The sequence below is a fragment of the Desulfogranum aggregans genome, from assembly GCF_055398265.1.
On sequence record NZ_AP042447.1, the window covers coordinates 2,762,305 to 2,777,586 of the forward strand.

Below are 15,282 nucleotides of genomic sequence, written 5' to 3' on the forward strand. Positions count from 1 at the left end.
CGCGGTAGAGGAATGTATGGACAAGAGCAAAAAAGTGCTCGGCAAAGAGGAAATTCAGCAGCGTGTAGTGCAGCTTGGGCAACAGATCACCAAAGATTTGAGCGGAAGAAAAGTTGTCCTGCTTGGCGTGCTCAATGGTGCATTTATCTTCCTCGCTGACCTCTGTCGGGAAATCAAGTTGGATCTGGAGGTTGACTTTATTCGGGTGGCCAGTTACGGCAATTCAACCCATTCTTCCGGTACCATCCGCCTCTCTAAACCAACAGAGCTGGACCTCGCCGGTAAGGATGTGGTCCTGGTTGAAGATATTGTGGACACCGGACGCACCATGGCGTGGCTGATTAATCATTTTTCTGAAATTGGCGCCAATTCGGTTAAAGTGTGTACCCTTATTGACAAAAAGGAGCGCCGCACCATCGATGTTGAGGTGGATTATGTGGGATTTGCCCTCAATCGAGGATACCTTGTCGGCTACGGCCTCGACTGTGCCGAAATTTACCGTAACCTACCGGAGATTTTCTCCCTTGATGGATAAAAACGCTGCCTTATTTTGTAAGTGAAGCAAAAACCATACTCTCTATTTTCAACCAACGAACAGGCATATGAACACAGTTAAAACTTTCATTCTCATGGCGGCGCTTACCGCTCTGTTCATGGTGGCCGGGCAGGCCATGGGCGGACAACAAGGAATGGTTATCGCGTTACTGATAGCATTGGGGTTGAATTTTTTTGCCTACTGGAACTCCGATAAAATGGCGCTGTCCATGAACCGGGCCCGTGAGGTGTCTGCAGCAGAAGCTCCGGACCTGCACGAAATGGTGGCCTCACTGGCGGCCCGTGCGCAACTGCCGAAACCCAAGGTATATGTGGTCGACAACCCGACTCCCAACGCCTTTGCCACCGGCAGGAACCCCGAGCATGCTGCAGTGGCGGTTACCACCGGTATTATGCAGGTGCTCAACCGGGATGAACTGGAAGGAGTGCTTGCCCACGAGCTCGCCCATATTAAAAATAGGGATATCCTTATAGGCTCGATTGCAGCGGTAATGGCAGGTGCCATCTCCTACCTGGCCACCATGGCTCAATGGGCGATGATCTTTGGTGGTCGGAATGATGAAGAAGGCGGCAACCCGATTGTTGCCATCGTCATGATGATCGTTGCACCGCTGGCGGCTTCACTCATCCAGATGGCCATCTCACGCAGCAGAGAATACATCGCCGATGCCACTGGCGCTGAGATCTGTGGGCATCCTCAATCGCTGGCCAACGCTTTGCACAAGCTCTCCAGTGCCAACGAACGACTGCCAATGAATGTCAACCCAGCCTCAGCCCAGATGTACATCGTTAATCCGTTGAAAGGCGGTTCCATTGCCAACCTGTTTTCCACCCATCCCCCAATGGAGGAACGAATCAGGCGCTTGATGGCAATGCGCTGATGAGGCTGGCAAAGGCAAGCGGATCAAGGCATCCTCTTCCCAGGAGGATGCCTCCTACCCCCTGCATTGTGAAAATCTGACTGCTGTTTTTCTGATTCACCCCACCGCCGTAAAGGATCAGCTGCTGGCCTACTTTTGGTGCAATACCAGCTACAGCCTGCTCTATGGAGTGGTCGCCATGAGCCCGCTCCAGCTGTTCTGCATCCTTTGGGGTATAGGCCCACCTGATGCGCAATACGTCTGCAGTATCGAATATGGCAGTTTGTTGCTGTACGTTGTCCCGATCGATACAGACAATGGGAATCAGCTCCTCGGCAAGCGACTCGTAAACCTGCTTGGCCACGTCCTGCACACCTTCGTGAAAATAGTGGCGCCGTTCCCGGTGACCGATAAGCGTATATTTGGCCAGTCCCTGCAGCCAGGCAGCCGGGGTTGATCCTGTATAACTCCCCTGCGGGTAGGCCGAAACACCTTGGGATGCCAACTCGATGCCATTGAGTGAGCCAAGCAGCTGCCCTACCTCCTGCATGCATAAAAACGGAACAGCAATCACTACCTCGACGCCTTCAACCGGCCGATACGCACTTGCAAAGGCCTCGCACCAGTCCCTTGCCCGCTGAGGAGAAAAATTCGCCTTCCAGTTTGCTAAAACCAGCTTGTTCTCTGTTGTTTGGGAATTCATAAATCTTCCAAATCTTGAAATGTTAAGAACGTCCCCGAAATTTTGAGGACCTTATTGCGGTTCTGGTGGCCGGAATGGAGGGTGATCGCGGATTTGGGGAGGTGCAGCAGTTTGGCAAAAAAAGCGATCAGGGCCTTGTTGGCCTTACCGTCCACCGGCGGGGAAGTCAACCGGACTTTGAGGGCCTCTCCATGAAGCCCGACCACCTCGTTCCTACTCGCCCGTGGCTGCACATAGACCCGCACCAGATAATACCCCTCCCCCTCCACCAACCAGGGACGTTCTTTACTTTTCAACTTTCCGGCTACTGCAGGGCCATGGCGATCTGCTGGAGAGTGGGCACCAGAAAAGACTGCAGAAAAATCACCCCGAAAATCAGAATCATGGGGCTCAGATCAAGCCCACCCATGGGCGGTAAAAACCGCCGGATACGCGACAGAACCGGCTCAGTCACCTGGATGAGAAAACGGACAATGGGGTTATAAGGATCGGCATTGACCCACGAAATGACTGCACGGCCAATCACCACCCATATGTAGACACTGAGAACAAAATTGATCAATTTAGCAACAGCCAGAATGAAATTACTAAGCATAAACATAAAATAACCTTTTGTTTCTTTTAGTTACAACATCCGCCTGCATGCGGCGTCGAAAAGGGAGACAAACGCGTATCATGCAACCCGGCTTCCGGGAGCGATATCGCCGGCCAGGGTGGAGAGCACCAGTTTTTCGGTGCCATCATCCAGTTGCTGTTTGGCCGCCAGGACCATGCCCTGGGACAGTACCCCTCGCAGCTTGGCCGGTTTGAGATTGGCTACAATGATTACCAGTTTGCCAATAAGCTCCTCAGGGGTGTAATATTCAGCGATTCCAGCGACAATGGTTCGTTCTTCATGGGCCTGCACCGTGAGCTTGAGCAGCCGATCGGCTTTGGGAATCCTCTCTGCGGCAGTAATCTTTGCCACCCGCAGTTCAAATTTACCAAATTGCTCAAAGGTGACCACCCCTTCCTCAATGGCGGGAGCCTCTGCCTTTGCCTTCTTCTTGGGCGGAGCCGGTTTGGCCTGCTGCTTTTTCTTGCGTTCGATCCGTGGAAACAGCTGCTTGGGCGAAGAAATGGCGGTACCCGGAACACTACCGCCCCACCTCCCACCTTCCGGCAAGGTGGCCGATGCCAGCGTTTCATCCATGCCGAGGGCGGCAGCCATCTTCTCTGTCGCCTCAGGCATCACCGGACGGAGTACCAGGGTGATAATGCGCAGGGTTTCAGCCAGCGAGTAGAGTACATTGTTTAACCGCAGTTGCTGGTCCTGCTCCTTGGCCAGCTCCCAGGGGGCATTGGTGACAATATAGCGATTGAGCAGGCCGATGACCTCCCACACCGTTTGCAGGGCCTTGTGAAAGTGAAAATCCTGCATGTTGGCCTGGTAGGCAGCGACCATGGTTTGGGTAGCCTGGATGAGTTCACGATCGGCCGCGGTCTCCTCGTCCTTTGCAGGAGCAGGCAGCCTGCCGTCGGCATATTTCGCCACCATGGTCAAGGATCTGGAAAAGAGATTACCCAGATCATTGGCCAGATCGGAATTCTGACGGGCAACGATGGCCTCGGTGGAAAAGGAGGAGTCCAGACCAAAGCTCATCTCACGAAGCACGAAATAACGCACCGTATCCACGCCATAGGCCTCGATCAACTCGCCTGGCCGTACGACGTTGCCGATGGATTTGGACATCTTGGTTTCATCCACATTCCAGTACCCGTGCACATGGAGGCGTTTGTAGGGAGGCAGCCCCATGGCCTGAATCATGGTCGGCCAGTAGATGGCGTGAGGCTTGAGGATATCCTTGGCAATCACATGCTCGGCCACTGACCAGTATTTCTCAAATTCCGGCCCATTCGGATACCCAATGCCGGTCAGGTAGTTGATCAGGGCGTCAAACCAGACGTAAGTGACAAATTTTTCATCAAACGGCAGCGGGATTCCCCAGGTAAGGCGCGAAGTGGGTCGGGAAATACAGAGGTCTTCCAGCGGCTCACTGAGAAAAGCGAGCACCTCGTTGCGGTAGCGCTCCGGAGTGATATACTCGGGATTGGCCTTGATATGGTCCACCAGCCAGTCCTGGTATTTGGACATGCGGAAAAAATAATTCTGCTCGGATATCTGCTTGGGTTCCACCTGATGGTCCGGGCACTTGCCGTCAATCAGTTCTTTTTCTGTGAGAAAACGCTCGCATCCCCGGCAGTAATGGCCTGAGTACTCACTGAAATAGATGTCCCCGTTATCGTATACCTGCTGCAGGATATTCTGCACCGTCTGTACATGATCCGCATCAGTGGTACGAATGGTGTAGTCCTGGGCAATGGAGAGCTTGGGCCAGGTTGCCTGGAATTCGGCAGCAATCCTGTCCACATAGTCGCGGGGCGATACGCCCTCTTTTTCTGCGGCTTCGACAATCTTTTCACCGTGCTCATCGGTGCCGGTCTGAAAACGAACGTCATCGCCACAGAGCCTGCGAAAGCGGCTGTAGGTATCAGTGACAATGGTGGTATAGGCATGCCCGAGATGCGGCATGGCATTCACGTAATAAATCGGGGTAGTTACGTAGGTACTCATGGAAAGTTGTATGTATGGGTTAAAGGGAAAACGGGAGGATTGCTCACTGCTCCTGATCTTTTTTCCTGGATTTGGATGCTGCCCCTTTTTTCCCCTGTCCTTTGCGCGTTGAGGGCTTGTGCACCGCCTCGGCTGCACGCCATTCCTTTTCCTCAAACACCCGTTCTTCTCCTTTACTGCTCAGGCCCAGAAGCGATCCGGTCAACGGCAGCTGCCGGATGACCTTGTACACCTCTCCCTCATAGCGGATGGACTTACCGGCTCGGGGCATGCCGCGCTTCATGGTGCGGTAATTATCGTATTCATAGGTCAGGCAGCAGAGCAGTCGGTTGCACAGTCCGGAAATTTTTGAGGGATTTAGCGGCAGATCCTGGGTCTTGGCCATCTTGATTGATACAGACTCAAACTTATTCCTGAATCAGTGGCGCGTAGGCGACACTACTCTTTTTGAGCTTGTCACACATTTTTTTTGACTGCAGCTTGCTTATCTGCCACCCGTTCCATTGGCAAATATCCGCTGGAAAAAGATGATCTTTGAAAATCCGACGTAAATTTCATAAAAAGAGCAAACCTCTCCTGTCCGTTGGCCGTTTTGGCTCCTGCAATCAGCTTAGGTGCCTTCAAGTAGCCGGTCATAGAGACTAGAAAACGCCAGATAGGCTGGACAGTAACTGCTGAAGCGTAATCGTAACCTGCGACCACTGCGGATTATGCGGGCTGCCAGGTAGATTAACTCCTGAATAACGGTTTTCAATCGTCTCCGCTTGGCAGGGTGTCGCACCGGTGAATTATCGCCCAATAACCCCAACTGTCCAATAAAGCGGAGGATGTTGTATGCAAAGGCACCCAAGGCCATCACGGCTTTATTGGTGGCAAACTTACCGCTTGGCAACCGCTCAAGGTCCAGATCGGTTTTGAACTCACTATGGAACTGCTCGCTGAGCCCATGATTTTTGTAAAGATTGATAATTTTCGCTGCAGGCTGATCCAGATTGGTCCACCAACCGTCAATGGTTATGTCGGGAGCGAGCAGCATCTGCCCATGTTTATCGATACGCCGTTCCGTTACCCGGACGATCTTGGTAAAAACAAATGTTTCGTCCTCGAATTGCTGACGTTTGCTAACAGTTATCGTTGCAACTTTTTTGCCTGGCCGTGGTTCGACGACCTGACCTTCAGCAAAAGCCTTTCTGCACAGCTCACCGGTGTCTTCGTTTCTGGGATTCCATTTGATAATGTATGAGACGTCTTTGGCCTTACGCAGCAAAACCCGATTTTCAATGGCATCATGGGCCGAATCAAGGCGCACCAGCAATTTTTTGCTGGTCAACTGACGGGCTTTGGCCAGGACCCTTTTCATAAAAGCAGGAAAACCTTCCTGGCTATGCTGACTCCCGGGACGAAGCTCGACCTCAAGGCACCACCCTTCCTGGCCGATGTAAGCGGCAATGGGGGCATAACCGTCACATCCCTTATAGGTGCGGCTGACCTGTTCTTTTTTCGTGCCGGAGTTGTCCTGGGGAAAAACGTCAGCATCAAGAGGAATGTGCCCAGTCTCCACAGGGCTCAGCGGGACCTTGGTATTTTTCAACAGAGTGATGGAGCATTTTTCAGCAATGGCAAGATACGCCTCTGGCTTCAGGTCAAGGCGCTGTCTCAGCCGTTCGGCTGATGGGACATCGGTAATTCCCAATGCATTTTTAAAATATGTATCCTCTCTTACAGGGGTCACTGCTTCATAATCACTCTTGCCCAGACAAAGGAGGCCGAGGTAGCTGCGTAAAAGGTCTGCGTCAGAGATAACATTGGCATGCTCTTTTATCTTACGGCCAACAGTACGCGACATCTCGCTGAACTTGTTGATACACAGGCCAACCAGGGCCAGGCCTGAATGGCTGGTATAAAATTCATCGTTGGATTGCTCAAGAATGAAACGTTTCATTTTTCACCTGTCGAGTGAGTTTTTCGCACAGGTTATTATTGCACTTTTTGTGCTGAAAAAACGATATGTTAATTGAAGAAAAAAGCAGTTTTTTCTGCAATATCGTCACGGATTAAGGTTATTTAAAAAACTCGAACAGCACAGCTCGCGCCCGCAGGAGCCAAGTCCGCCGATCATTTGGGTTTCATGGCGAACACCTATCTGGCGCATTTCCACCCTGGTCCTGAATTCCTGGACCAGAATTTTTACCAGTTCTCGAAAATCGACCCGATTTTCCGCAGTGAAATAAAAGATAATTTTCGAGCCATTGAAAAACCGCTCCACCCGGACAAGCTGCATGGGCAAACCGAGTTGCTCCACCTGTTGTCGACAATAATTGAAGGCCTCCATCTCCTGATGGGGAAGCAGGTGATACTGCTGCTGCTCCTCCGGGGAAAGGTGCCGGGTGATGGAGTAGCTGACAGGACGTCCAAGGCCAGGGTTGACCAATCCTGCTGCCCTGCCCACCACCGTTGCCGGCTCGCTGCCATGATCGGTCTTCACCATGACTGCCTGACCGTGATGCAGGTCGTCGAGTTCAGTTTCGGCGGTAAATTCCTGCCCTTCCTGACGAAAACGAATCCTGAAAAAACGGCTTTCGCCGGCAGACTCCGGTTCCGTGTCGGTGGGGAATTGCTGTTCGTCCAAATCAGCCATACACATTCATACCGTAGGGGCAAGGGCGGAGAGGTTAGAGAGTTACTGAGGATACCCAATGATCTCCAGCATTAAGACCTCACATACCAGTCCCCGGTTACAGTTCCTGGCAAGCGCTTTTTCCGCGAGGTCAACGGCCGCTATCTTAGCAGAAAGCTGATCCAAATTCCACAGTTCTCTTGCCGCAGCCACAGGAGCGGACTGTGCAGCTTGCGGCACCACGCCGGCAACAGCCTTCATCACATCCTTGAAAAAGAGCCGAAAGAGCTGCAACAGCACCGGCAAAGGTTCCTTGAGCGCGCCCATCTCAGCGGCTATACCCAGCGCCCCCTCCACTCTTTCGGCCTCGCTTGGATACCGGCGCACCATCTGCTCCAAAACCTCGGAGTAGAGCGTGAGCACCCCCTCTGTTTCAAGGATCAGGGCCTGTCCCGGACAGCCGTCGGCCAGGGCGGCCAGCAGGCGGGCATGCTCTTCGCCAAGCTCGGGCTGGTGCGCAACAATGACCGCTGTTGCGGCATCTGGGGAGAGGGGAAAAAACGGAATAACCTGGCACCGGGACACAATCGTTGGCAGCAGCGCCTCAGCAGAAGAGGCAAGCAGGAGAAAAAGGTTTCCCGGAGGCGGCTCTTCAAGCAACTTCAGCAGGCTGTTGCCAGCCTCCCGGCGCATGGTGTGTACCTCCTCAAGCACCACCACCCGGTACCCTTTTTCAAAAGGTGCATAGACAAGTGCCTCTTTAAGGGCTCGAATCTGATCAATTTTTATGGCTGCCCCCTGCGGAGCAATGCGGATGAAATCCGGATGATTGGAGGAACGGAATTTTATGCACCCCCCACACTGCCCGCAGGGTCCTGCCACGCTGTCTCCGGTACAAAACATCTGGGCGGCAAAAGCCATGGCCATGGTTGTCTTACCGACACCATCGGGCCCGGAAAAAAGGTAGCCGTGGCTCAGGCGATTGCTCGCAAGCGCCCTGGCAAGGAGGGCTTTGGCCTTGTGTTGCCCGCGGATGTGGTCAAAGAAAGGGGTATCCATGCCTGGCTGCCCACTGCACGCTTTTACCGCTGAAAAAAAAACGAATGGCTAAAACAGTGACTGTTGCTTCTGTTTGGCCTGCCCATTAGTCAGCGGCACACGTTTGCTCCTGGTTGCTGGTTGCTTGATCATGGCATGTGCTTCGCCTGGTGCCGGTTCAGCACTCTCTCCACAGGCGCGCAAATAGAGAAAGCGTTCCAACGGACGCTGGTAGGCGGTCCACTGCCAGCCCGGTTCTTCCATCTGTTCACATAACTGCTCCATATAGTTCATCTTGGCGTCCATATCGTCAAGGTGATGCAGCAGCATGGCTTCCGGGGTCATCGGCAACACCGGCGAACCAAACTCCAACTGTCCATGATGACTTAATATGAGATGAGCTATCTGATCGATCAAGGCCGCATCAATATCGCCTATCGTGCGGGCGGCCTCCCGGACCATTTCCACCCCCAGCACCAGATGACCGACCAGCCGTCCCTGGTCAGTGTATTCAATGGGCATACGGGTAAAATCAAACTCTTTTATCTTGGCTATATCATGCAAAAGCGCCCCGGCGACCATTAGATCACGGTCAATCAGCGGGTAGTGTTCTGCTGTCTTGACCGCCATACCAATGATGGACAAGGTATGCTCGACCAGGCCACCGATATAGGCATGGTGCATTTTCTTTGCAGCCGGAGCGTGGACAAACAACTCCAGTGTTTGCCCCTGAAAAATCTCCAGAAGCAGCCGCTTAAGCTGTTCATTGGCGATACCGTTGACCCGTGCCAGCAACTCGGCCTCCATCTCCGAGAGTGATCTTTGGCTGGCAGGCATGAAATCCTCAAGCCTCACCTCCTCTGCCGAGACACGTTCCAGGGAGGTCAACCCAAGCTGGAGTTCATCGCGAAAGGATTTTGCGGTGCCGTTCACCATGATCACCTCGCCGACAGCGGCCGCAGGATCATACTGCACTGCATTCTCCCACAGCCTGGCCTCTATCTCACCGGACTTATCCATTAACCCGAGTGCCAGATAGGGTTTTCCAGCCTTGGTCTCGGCCAGGTTTTTGCGGGCCACCAGGAAAATATCGTTTACCTGCTCTCCCTGCCGAAGCTCAGTAATAAATTTCTTTTTCACTCTGTTACGGTCCATGGGCACAGCCTACATCGTCTACACGTTAAAAAGAAAATGGATGCAGTCGCCGTCTTTGACCACATATTCCTTTCCTTCGGCGCGCAGCAGCCCTTTGCTCCTCGCCGCAGCCTCTGAACCGCAGGCGATATAATCTTCATAGGCGATGACCTCTGCCCGGATGAATCCCCGCTCGAAATCACTGTGTATCTTGCCTGCTGCCTGGGGGGCTTTGGTCTCTCGCGGGACGGTCCACGCCCTGGTTTCTTTCTCGCCGACCGTGAAAAAGGTAATCAGATTCAACAGCTCATAGCCGGCATGGATAAGACGGTTCAGGCCCGGTTCGCTCATGCCGAGATCTGTGAGAAACTCCTCCTGTTCATCCGGCTCCAGGAGGCTCAACTCCTGCTCGATGGCTCCTGCAATGGTAACGATGGAGGCATTCTCCTCCCTGGCAGCCGCGGCCAACCGCTCGACATAGGGATTACCGCTGCCAAGGTCTTCTTCGCTCACGTTGGCCACATAGAGGACCGGCTTGGTGGTCAACAGGAACAGTTCCCTGAGCACCCGCTTTTCCAGGTCACTCTCTGCCACCACGGTTCGCGCTGGTTTTCCCCCATTGAGGACATCCAGGACCTTTCCCAGAAAGGCGGCCTCGGCAATGGCCTGTTTATCGCCGGACTTGGTCTGGTTTTTGGCTTTGACCAGCCGTCGCTCGACCGTTTCCATATCCGCCATGACCAGCTCCATGGAAATAACTTCCAAATCGCGCAAGGGGTCCACATCTCCATCTACATGGACAATATTATCGTCTTCAAAACAGCGAACCACATGCAAAATGGCATCCACCTGACGAATATGGCCGAGAAACTGGTTGCCCAGCCCCTCTCCCTGACTGGCTCCCTTGACCAGACCGGCAATATCGACAAATTCCATTTGCGTCGGGACCTTGCTCCGGGTCTGTACCAGGTCGGCCAAGGTATCAAGCCGCACATCAGGCACAGGGACCACGCCGACATTCGGTTCTATCGTGCAAAAAGGATAATTTTCCGCATCAATGGCTGCGGCGGTCAGCGCGTTGAAAATGGTCGATTTGCCTACATTCGGCAACCCGACAATACCACATCGAAAACCCATAACTTCCTCTATCTACAGCGGGACAATATATTACATCTACAGCAAGACAGTATACTGCAGCACCTCAATTTTCATCCACGGCCATGTATCTTCTTGCCCGCAGACAGTTGACTCCAGTATACTATAGCGAGTACCAGAATAAATGTGCCACCTGTGATACACAGCCCAAGGCCGTTTTGCAAGCAGTTATGCACTGCAGCGAACCATAATCCCTCTCTGCTGAAAGGGTTGCCTCACACGACCCTACCAAAAAACTCAACGGTTTTCATGACCCCTGACCTGCTGATCACCAACATCCGCCTACTTCCTGGTCCCGCCAGGATGCCTGCTGAAGGGCCGGGCTTCATCGTCATCGACCAGGGCAGGATCATCCAGACAGGGTCAATGGAGCAGTGTCCTCCTCTTGCCGCACGGACAACCCTGGACGGACATGGACAGCTGGCCATGTCCGGCCTTGTCAACGGTCACTGTCATGCCGCAATGACCCTGTTCCGGGGTCTGGCTGATGACCTTGCACTTGGGGACTGGCTGCATAACCATATTTTTCCGGCAGAAGCCCTTTATGTGCAGGAGGAAATGGTGTACCACTGCAGCAAGCTCGCAGCAGCAGAAATGCTGCTCAGCGGGATCACCACTGTTGCCGACGGCTATTTCTTTGCCGATGCAGTCTGTCGCGCCTTTGTCGATGCCGGCATACGCGCTGTCCCTGCACAGGCAGTGGTTGATTTCCCTGCTCCGGGTGCTCCCGATCCATCCCGGGCAGTTGCCGAGGGAGCGGCATTTATTAGACGATGGGCAGGCAACAACCCGTGCATTACCCCGGCGGTCTTTGCCCATTCACCCTACACCTGTTCCGTAAAAACACTCACCGCCCTGAAACGCGTTGCCAGCGATTGCGGAGTACCGTTTTTTATTCATGTAGCCGAAACCAAAGCCGAGTACGACGCCATTTCTGACCCGCAGGGGCGGAGTCCGATCCAACACCTGGAAGCCATTGGCGTCCTTGACGAACTCACCATCTGCGTTCACGCGGTATGGGCAGACGACCAGGACATGGACATTCTTGCCCGACATGGATGCAGTGTCATCACCTGTCCTCAGAGCAACATGAAACTGGCCTCCGGCATCGCCCCGCTCCAGGCCATGCACACGCGAGGAATTCGGCTTGGGATCGGCACGGATGGAGCGGCTTCCAATAACGGCCTTGACCTGTTCAGGGAGATGGATATCTGCGCAAAACTCCACAAGCTTCCGCGTCTGGACCCTGTCGGTGTGCCTGCAGCAGCAATACTGGAGATGGCAACCAGCGGCGGCGCTCAAGCCCTTGGGCTCGGCGGGCATGTCGGCTCCCTGGTTCCCGGCAACAGCGCCGACATCATCCTGGTTGATATCGATCAACCGCATTTGCAGCCATTCTACAGCCCGAATCTGCTTGTTTACGGCGCCAGCGGCAGCGATGTCCGGTCGGTTATCGTCAACGGCAGGCTGGTCGTTCGGGAGCAACAACTGCTTACTTTTGAACTCAATGAGACCATGGAATATGTACGCACCCTCGCCTCCTCCATCCACTAGCACCTCAAATGCCACCTCCGGCTCACCGCCGGTGCGCGGAAAAGGGAGAGACATGCTCAGGCAGTGGACGGCCCGGCTGCCGCTTATTTTTCTTTTCGCTTGCTTGCTTCTGCCAGCACTGCTGTCGGCGCAGGAGCGCCCCTCTGCAACCATTGACATCGACTTGAAGAGAACAGCAAAAAGCACCCTGTTCAACCGGGTAGCTCTTCTCCCCTTCACCGGCCAGTATTCCGATCTCCCGCAGCTGCGCAAGGTACTGTTTGAGGAGCTCGACCGGATCGGTAAATACGATTTGATTGCTCCCAGCCAGGTTGACTTTCTCCTCGACCGACAAGCACCGGAAAAGGATAACGAACACCACTCGTTTACCGCTTCCACGGTCATTGATGCCGGCAAAACCCTCCACGCCAGAGGGATCATCACCGGCAAATTCAGCCACCTGGAGGCCAGTTCCAACACTGAAGCCACTATCAGCGCCCATTCTCGCCTCCTCATCGAACTCTGGGACATCCACTCCGGGCAGAAAGTCTGGACCATCCTCATCACACTCTCCGAAGCAAACGATGACCCCGCCTTGGACAGCACCGCTTTTCCCAATGCAATCGGCGAGGCAGTGAACCTCCTGCTCGACAATCTGCTGCAAATGGGGGCAATCTACTCCCCCAGAGTACCGGCGCCCACCATCCTCTCCACCCAGGGAGGAATACGTACAATCAGGGTTCTCCTTCAACCGGCCCCCGGGTACATCCACAGCGCCTACCAGCTGCTCAAGGCAGACAGCCCGAAAGGAATCTTCATTCCCCTCGGCGCTCCCGTTCCGAATACGACCCCGCCGCTGGTACTGGAAGACAATCAGCTCCAGGATGCGAGCACCTACTGGTATACCGTCATCGGCATCAATCCGCAGGGACTGGCCTCCATTCCCCGGCCACCCTTTGCCATTACCACCAGAGGCCGCCCCCAAGCGGTCACCAGTGTCAATGCTGCAGGCAACGGACTCCGCCAGATCCACCTGTCCTGGGAGCTCAGCCCGGACCCGGATATCGTCGGCTATGCCATTTACCGCAAAGATAAGGTGAACGGGCATTTGATGAAAATCTACGAGACTGACAACCGGGACCAGCAGAGTTACCTGGATCGCGGGAGCGCCAAGTCATACGAACGGTACGGCAAGCTTGCCGACAACACCCGGTATTACTACATCGTGCGCAGTAAAAACAAAGTCAGCGTGGAAAGCGACGACTCCCCGGTAGCCTCGGCACTAACCAAAGGCGCCCCGCCGCCGCCCACCCGGCTGCAGGCGATTGACAACCTGCCGCGTCAGGTTTCGCTCTCATGGAAAGAGAGCAGCGACCCGCACACCCGAGGCTACGCCCTGTTCAGGGCAACCAAACAGGAAGGCCCCTACGAAAAGGTCACCTTCATTGAGGGCAGGCTGACCAAGGAAACCGTTGATCGTGGTTCCTCCTCTACCCCCCTGCAAGACAATACCCGCTACTACTACAAGATGCAGGCCGTCAATGTTGTCAACACCTCTTCAATGGATTCGGCCGTTGTTTACGCAACAACCAAACCGGTTCCCCAGGCGGTTGTCCCCGTTTCAACCCCTGAAAAACTGGTGAAAAAAGTGCAATTGGCATGGCAGGCCAACCCTGAATCCGATATCGCCGGGTACGAAATCTTCAGTGGCGACAGACCAGAGGGTGTTGACCGGAAAATTACGTCCCTCCCTGCAGATCGACGCACCTATACCCAAACAGGTCTCGGTGATGGACAGACTCTCTGGTATCGGATCCGCGCCGTTGATCACGACGGGCTACACGGCCACTTTTCGCCCCTGATCAGAAAAACGACCAAGCCGCTTCCCGCTCGTCCGGTGGAGTTGCGCGCCCGAATAAACGACTCCGCAGTGGTGCTTACCTGGCGAGCCAACAGGGAGGAAGACATCGATTTTTACAAGGTGGTTTCCGTCGGTTTTCTCAACAAAGTGGCAGGACGCCCGCAAACCAACCGTTTTCAGATACGGGAAGGACTTGAACCGGGCCGGGAATACCGCTTTCTGGTACAGGCGGTGGACAAGGACGGACTGGAGAGCATGCGCTCGGCAACAGTTTCCATCCGCTATCCTGCCGATAAAAAGAAACCGTAGGCCTTGCTGACAGGCGCTCTACTCGTCTCCCTGCCTGATGAGCGAGCGCAGCACCTGCAGGTTCTTCCGGTCTTCGGCCAGGTCCTTCTCCTTGGGGGTTTCCAGCGTCATGGGATGGCGGCGAAAACGGCTGTCATTGACCAGCAGGCGAAACCCCTCACAGCCGATGCATCCCTTGCCGATATGGGCATGCCGATCAACCCGGCTGCCGCACGGCTTTTTCGAGTCATTGAGGTGAAAGAAAAAAACCTTCTCCAGGCCCACTGAATCGTCCAGTGCGGAAAAGGTCCGGTCATACCCAGCGCGATCGCGCAGGTCATACCCTGCAGCAAACACATGGCAGGTGTCAAAGCAGACCCCCAAATGATCCCTGTAGCGGCTTTGCTGCAACAGCCATCCCAGCTCTGAAAAATCAGCTCCCAGGCTCGTTCCCTGCCCGGCGGTTGTTTCCAGCAACAGCCGGACTGCATGGCTGGTAATATCGGCCTTGGCCAGTGCCTGGTCCATGTTGATCACCACCCGCTCAAGCCCTGCCTCGACCCCGTCTCCACCGTGGCTGCCCGGATGAAGCACCACATAGGGTATCTCCAATTGTATGCATCGCTCCAACTCTGCGGCGAGTGCATTTACAGCCCGGGCCGCCTTTCCGGGATCAGGGGTGCCGAGGTTGATCAGGTAGGAGCCATGAGCAGCAACCGGCATACCACCGGCCGCATCCCAGCTCTGTCGGAAAGCGTCTACTTCCTCATCGGTAATGGGCGGCGCCTGCCACTGCCGTTGATTGCGGGTGAAAATCTGCAGCGACTCCCCGCCGACACTGAGGATACGCTCAAAAGCGAGATGCAGGCCGCCTGCAACCGATTCATGGGCTCCCAATAGTGGCACTGTGGTGCTCCTCCAAAT

At 54.4% G+C, this 15,282-nt stretch carries 14 protein-coding genes and 1 pseudogene; 4 read left to right on the forward strand and 11 right to left on the reverse strand.

The window, feature by feature from the left end; genetic code table 11:
* Positions 1-16 precede the first annotated feature (16 nt).
* Both hpt and htpX read left to right on the forward strand, forming a co-directional pair.
* Positions 17-535 (forward strand): hypoxanthine phosphoribosyltransferase, encoded by a 519-nt coding sequence (hpt, locus tag ACZ52Z_RS12155; protein ID WP_464267049.1) that lies wholly within the window; start codon positions 17-19, stop codon positions 533-535.
* A gap of 67 nt (positions 536-602) precedes the next feature.
* The gene (htpX, locus tag ACZ52Z_RS12160; protein WP_464267050.1) at positions 603-1,436 is read left to right on the forward strand and encodes a zinc metalloprotease HtpX; all 834 of its coding nucleotides are present in this window, start codon (positions 603-605) and stop codon (positions 1,434-1,436) included.
* On the opposite strand, the gene ACZ52Z_RS12165 is transcribed toward htpX, so the two are convergent.
* The 10 genes and pseudogenes from ACZ52Z_RS12165 to ychF form a co-directional block, all read right to left on the reverse strand.
* A complete protein-coding gene (locus ACZ52Z_RS12165) occupies positions 1,411-2,118 on the reverse strand; it encodes a triose-phosphate isomerase (protein ID WP_464267051.1) in 708 nt (235 codons plus the stop codon). The two genes, htpX and ACZ52Z_RS12165, sit on opposite strands and share 26 nt — an antisense overlap.
* On the reverse strand, positions 2,115-2,414 hold the full coding sequence (locus tag ACZ52Z_RS12170; protein WP_464267052.1) for a DUF167 domain-containing protein: 300 nt from the start codon (positions 2,412-2,414) through the stop codon (positions 2,115-2,117). The genes ACZ52Z_RS12165 and ACZ52Z_RS12170 overlap by 4 nt, the downstream gene beginning before the upstream one ends.
* Before the next feature lie 8 nt (positions 2,415-2,422).
* Positions 2,423-2,719, reverse strand: coding sequence for a YggT family protein (locus ACZ52Z_RS12175; RefSeq protein WP_464267053.1), 297 nt, complete (start codon positions 2,717-2,719; stop codon positions 2,423-2,425).
* A 72-nt stretch (positions 2,720-2,791) separates the two neighbouring features.
* Positions 2,792-4,732, reverse strand: a complete 1,941-nt coding sequence (metG, locus tag ACZ52Z_RS12180; protein WP_464267054.1) for a methionine--tRNA ligase — start codon at positions 4,730-4,732, stop codon at positions 2,792-2,794.
* A gap of 43 nt (positions 4,733-4,775) precedes the next feature.
* Positions 4,776-5,138 (reverse strand): annotated as a pseudogene (ricT, locus tag ACZ52Z_RS12185) (regulatory iron-sulfur-containing complex subunit RicT); the annotation flags it as partial.
* Positions 5,139-5,342: 204 nt separating this feature from the next.
* On the reverse strand, positions 5,343-6,674 hold the full coding sequence (locus ACZ52Z_RS12190) for an IS1380 family transposase (RefSeq protein WP_464267055.1): 1,332 nt from the start codon (positions 6,672-6,674) through the stop codon (positions 5,343-5,345).
* Between the two features lie 105 nt (positions 6,675-6,779).
* On the reverse strand, positions 6,780-7,370 hold the full coding sequence (locus ACZ52Z_RS12195; RefSeq protein WP_464267056.1) for a PSP1 domain-containing protein: 591 nt from the start codon (positions 7,368-7,370) through the stop codon (positions 6,780-6,782).
* 42 nt (positions 7,371-7,412) lie between these two features.
* A complete protein-coding gene (holB, locus tag ACZ52Z_RS12200) occupies positions 7,413-8,408 on the reverse strand; it encodes a DNA polymerase III subunit delta' (protein WP_464267057.1) in 996 nt (331 codons plus the stop codon).
* Between the two features lie 48 nt (positions 8,409-8,456).
* Positions 8,457-9,542 (reverse strand): 3'-5' exoribonuclease YhaM family protein, encoded by a 1,086-nt coding sequence (locus ACZ52Z_RS12205; RefSeq protein WP_464267058.1) that lies wholly within the window; start codon positions 9,540-9,542, stop codon positions 8,457-8,459.
* Positions 9,543-9,560: 18 nt separating this feature from the next.
* The gene (gene ychF / locus ACZ52Z_RS12210) at positions 9,561-10,658 is read right to left on the reverse strand and encodes a redox-regulated ATPase YchF (protein ID WP_464267059.1); all 1,098 of its coding nucleotides are present in this window, start codon (positions 10,656-10,658) and stop codon (positions 9,561-9,563) included.
* A gap of 267 nt (positions 10,659-10,925) precedes the next feature.
* Between ychF and ACZ52Z_RS12215 the strand changes: the two genes are divergently transcribed.
* Positions 10,926-12,230, forward strand: a complete 1,305-nt coding sequence (locus ACZ52Z_RS12215; RefSeq protein ID WP_464267060.1) for an amidohydrolase — start codon at positions 10,926-10,928, stop codon at positions 12,228-12,230.
* A 52-nt stretch (positions 12,231-12,282) separates the two neighbouring features.
* Positions 12,283-14,379, forward strand: a complete 2,097-nt coding sequence (locus ACZ52Z_RS12220) for a fibronectin type III domain-containing protein (protein WP_464267061.1) — start codon at positions 12,283-12,285, stop codon at positions 14,377-14,379.
* 18 nt (positions 14,380-14,397) lie between these two features.
* On the opposite strand, the gene ACZ52Z_RS12225 is transcribed toward ACZ52Z_RS12220, so the two are convergent.
* Positions 14,398-15,264 carry a deoxyribonuclease IV gene (locus ACZ52Z_RS12225; protein WP_464267062.1) on the reverse strand — a complete coding sequence of 289 codons (867 nt, stop codon included), beginning with the start codon at positions 15,262-15,264 and terminating at the stop codon, positions 14,398-14,400.
* Positions 15,265-15,282: the final 18 nt, after the last annotated feature.

Bases quoted from the DNA above. Each gene is read 5' to 3' on its own strand.
- hpt (WP_464267049.1), top strand. From the start codon at position 17: ATGGACAAGAGCAAAAAAGTGCTCGGCAAAGAGGAAATTCAGCAGCGT.
- htpX (WP_464267050.1), top strand. From the start codon at position 603: ATGAACACAGTTAAAACTTTCATTCTCATGGCGGCGCTTACCGCTCTG.
- ACZ52Z_RS12165 (WP_464267051.1), bottom strand. From the start codon at position 2,118: ATGAATTCCCAAACAACAGAGAACAAGCTGGTTTTAGCAAACTGGAAG.
- ACZ52Z_RS12175 (WP_464267053.1), bottom strand. From the start codon at position 2,719: ATGTTTATGCTTAGTAATTTCATTCTGGCTGTTGCTAAATTGATCAAT.
- metG (WP_464267054.1), bottom strand. From the start codon at position 4,732: ATGAGTACCTACGTAACTACCCCGATTTATTACGTGAATGCCATGCCG.
- ACZ52Z_RS12190 (WP_464267055.1), bottom strand. From the start codon at position 6,674: ATGAAACGTTTCATTCTTGAGCAATCCAACGATGAATTTTATACCAGC.
- ACZ52Z_RS12195 (WP_464267056.1), bottom strand. From the start codon at position 7,370: ATGGCTGATTTGGACGAACAGCAATTCCCCACCGACACGGAACCGGAG.
- holB (WP_464267057.1), bottom strand. From the start codon at position 8,408: ATGGATACCCCTTTCTTTGACCACATCCGCGGGCAACACAAGGCCAAA.
- ACZ52Z_RS12205 (WP_464267058.1), bottom strand. From the start codon at position 9,542: ATGGACCGTAACAGAGTGAAAAAGAAATTTATTACTGAGCTTCGGCAG.
- ychF (WP_464267059.1), bottom strand. From the start codon at position 10,658: ATGGGTTTTCGATGTGGTATTGTCGGGTTGCCGAATGTAGGCAAATCG.
- ACZ52Z_RS12215 (WP_464267060.1), top strand. From the start codon at position 10,926: ATGACCCCTGACCTGCTGATCACCAACATCCGCCTACTTCCTGGTCCC.
- ACZ52Z_RS12220 (WP_464267061.1), top strand. From the start codon at position 12,283: ATGCTCAGGCAGTGGACGGCCCGGCTGCCGCTTATTTTTCTTTTCGCT.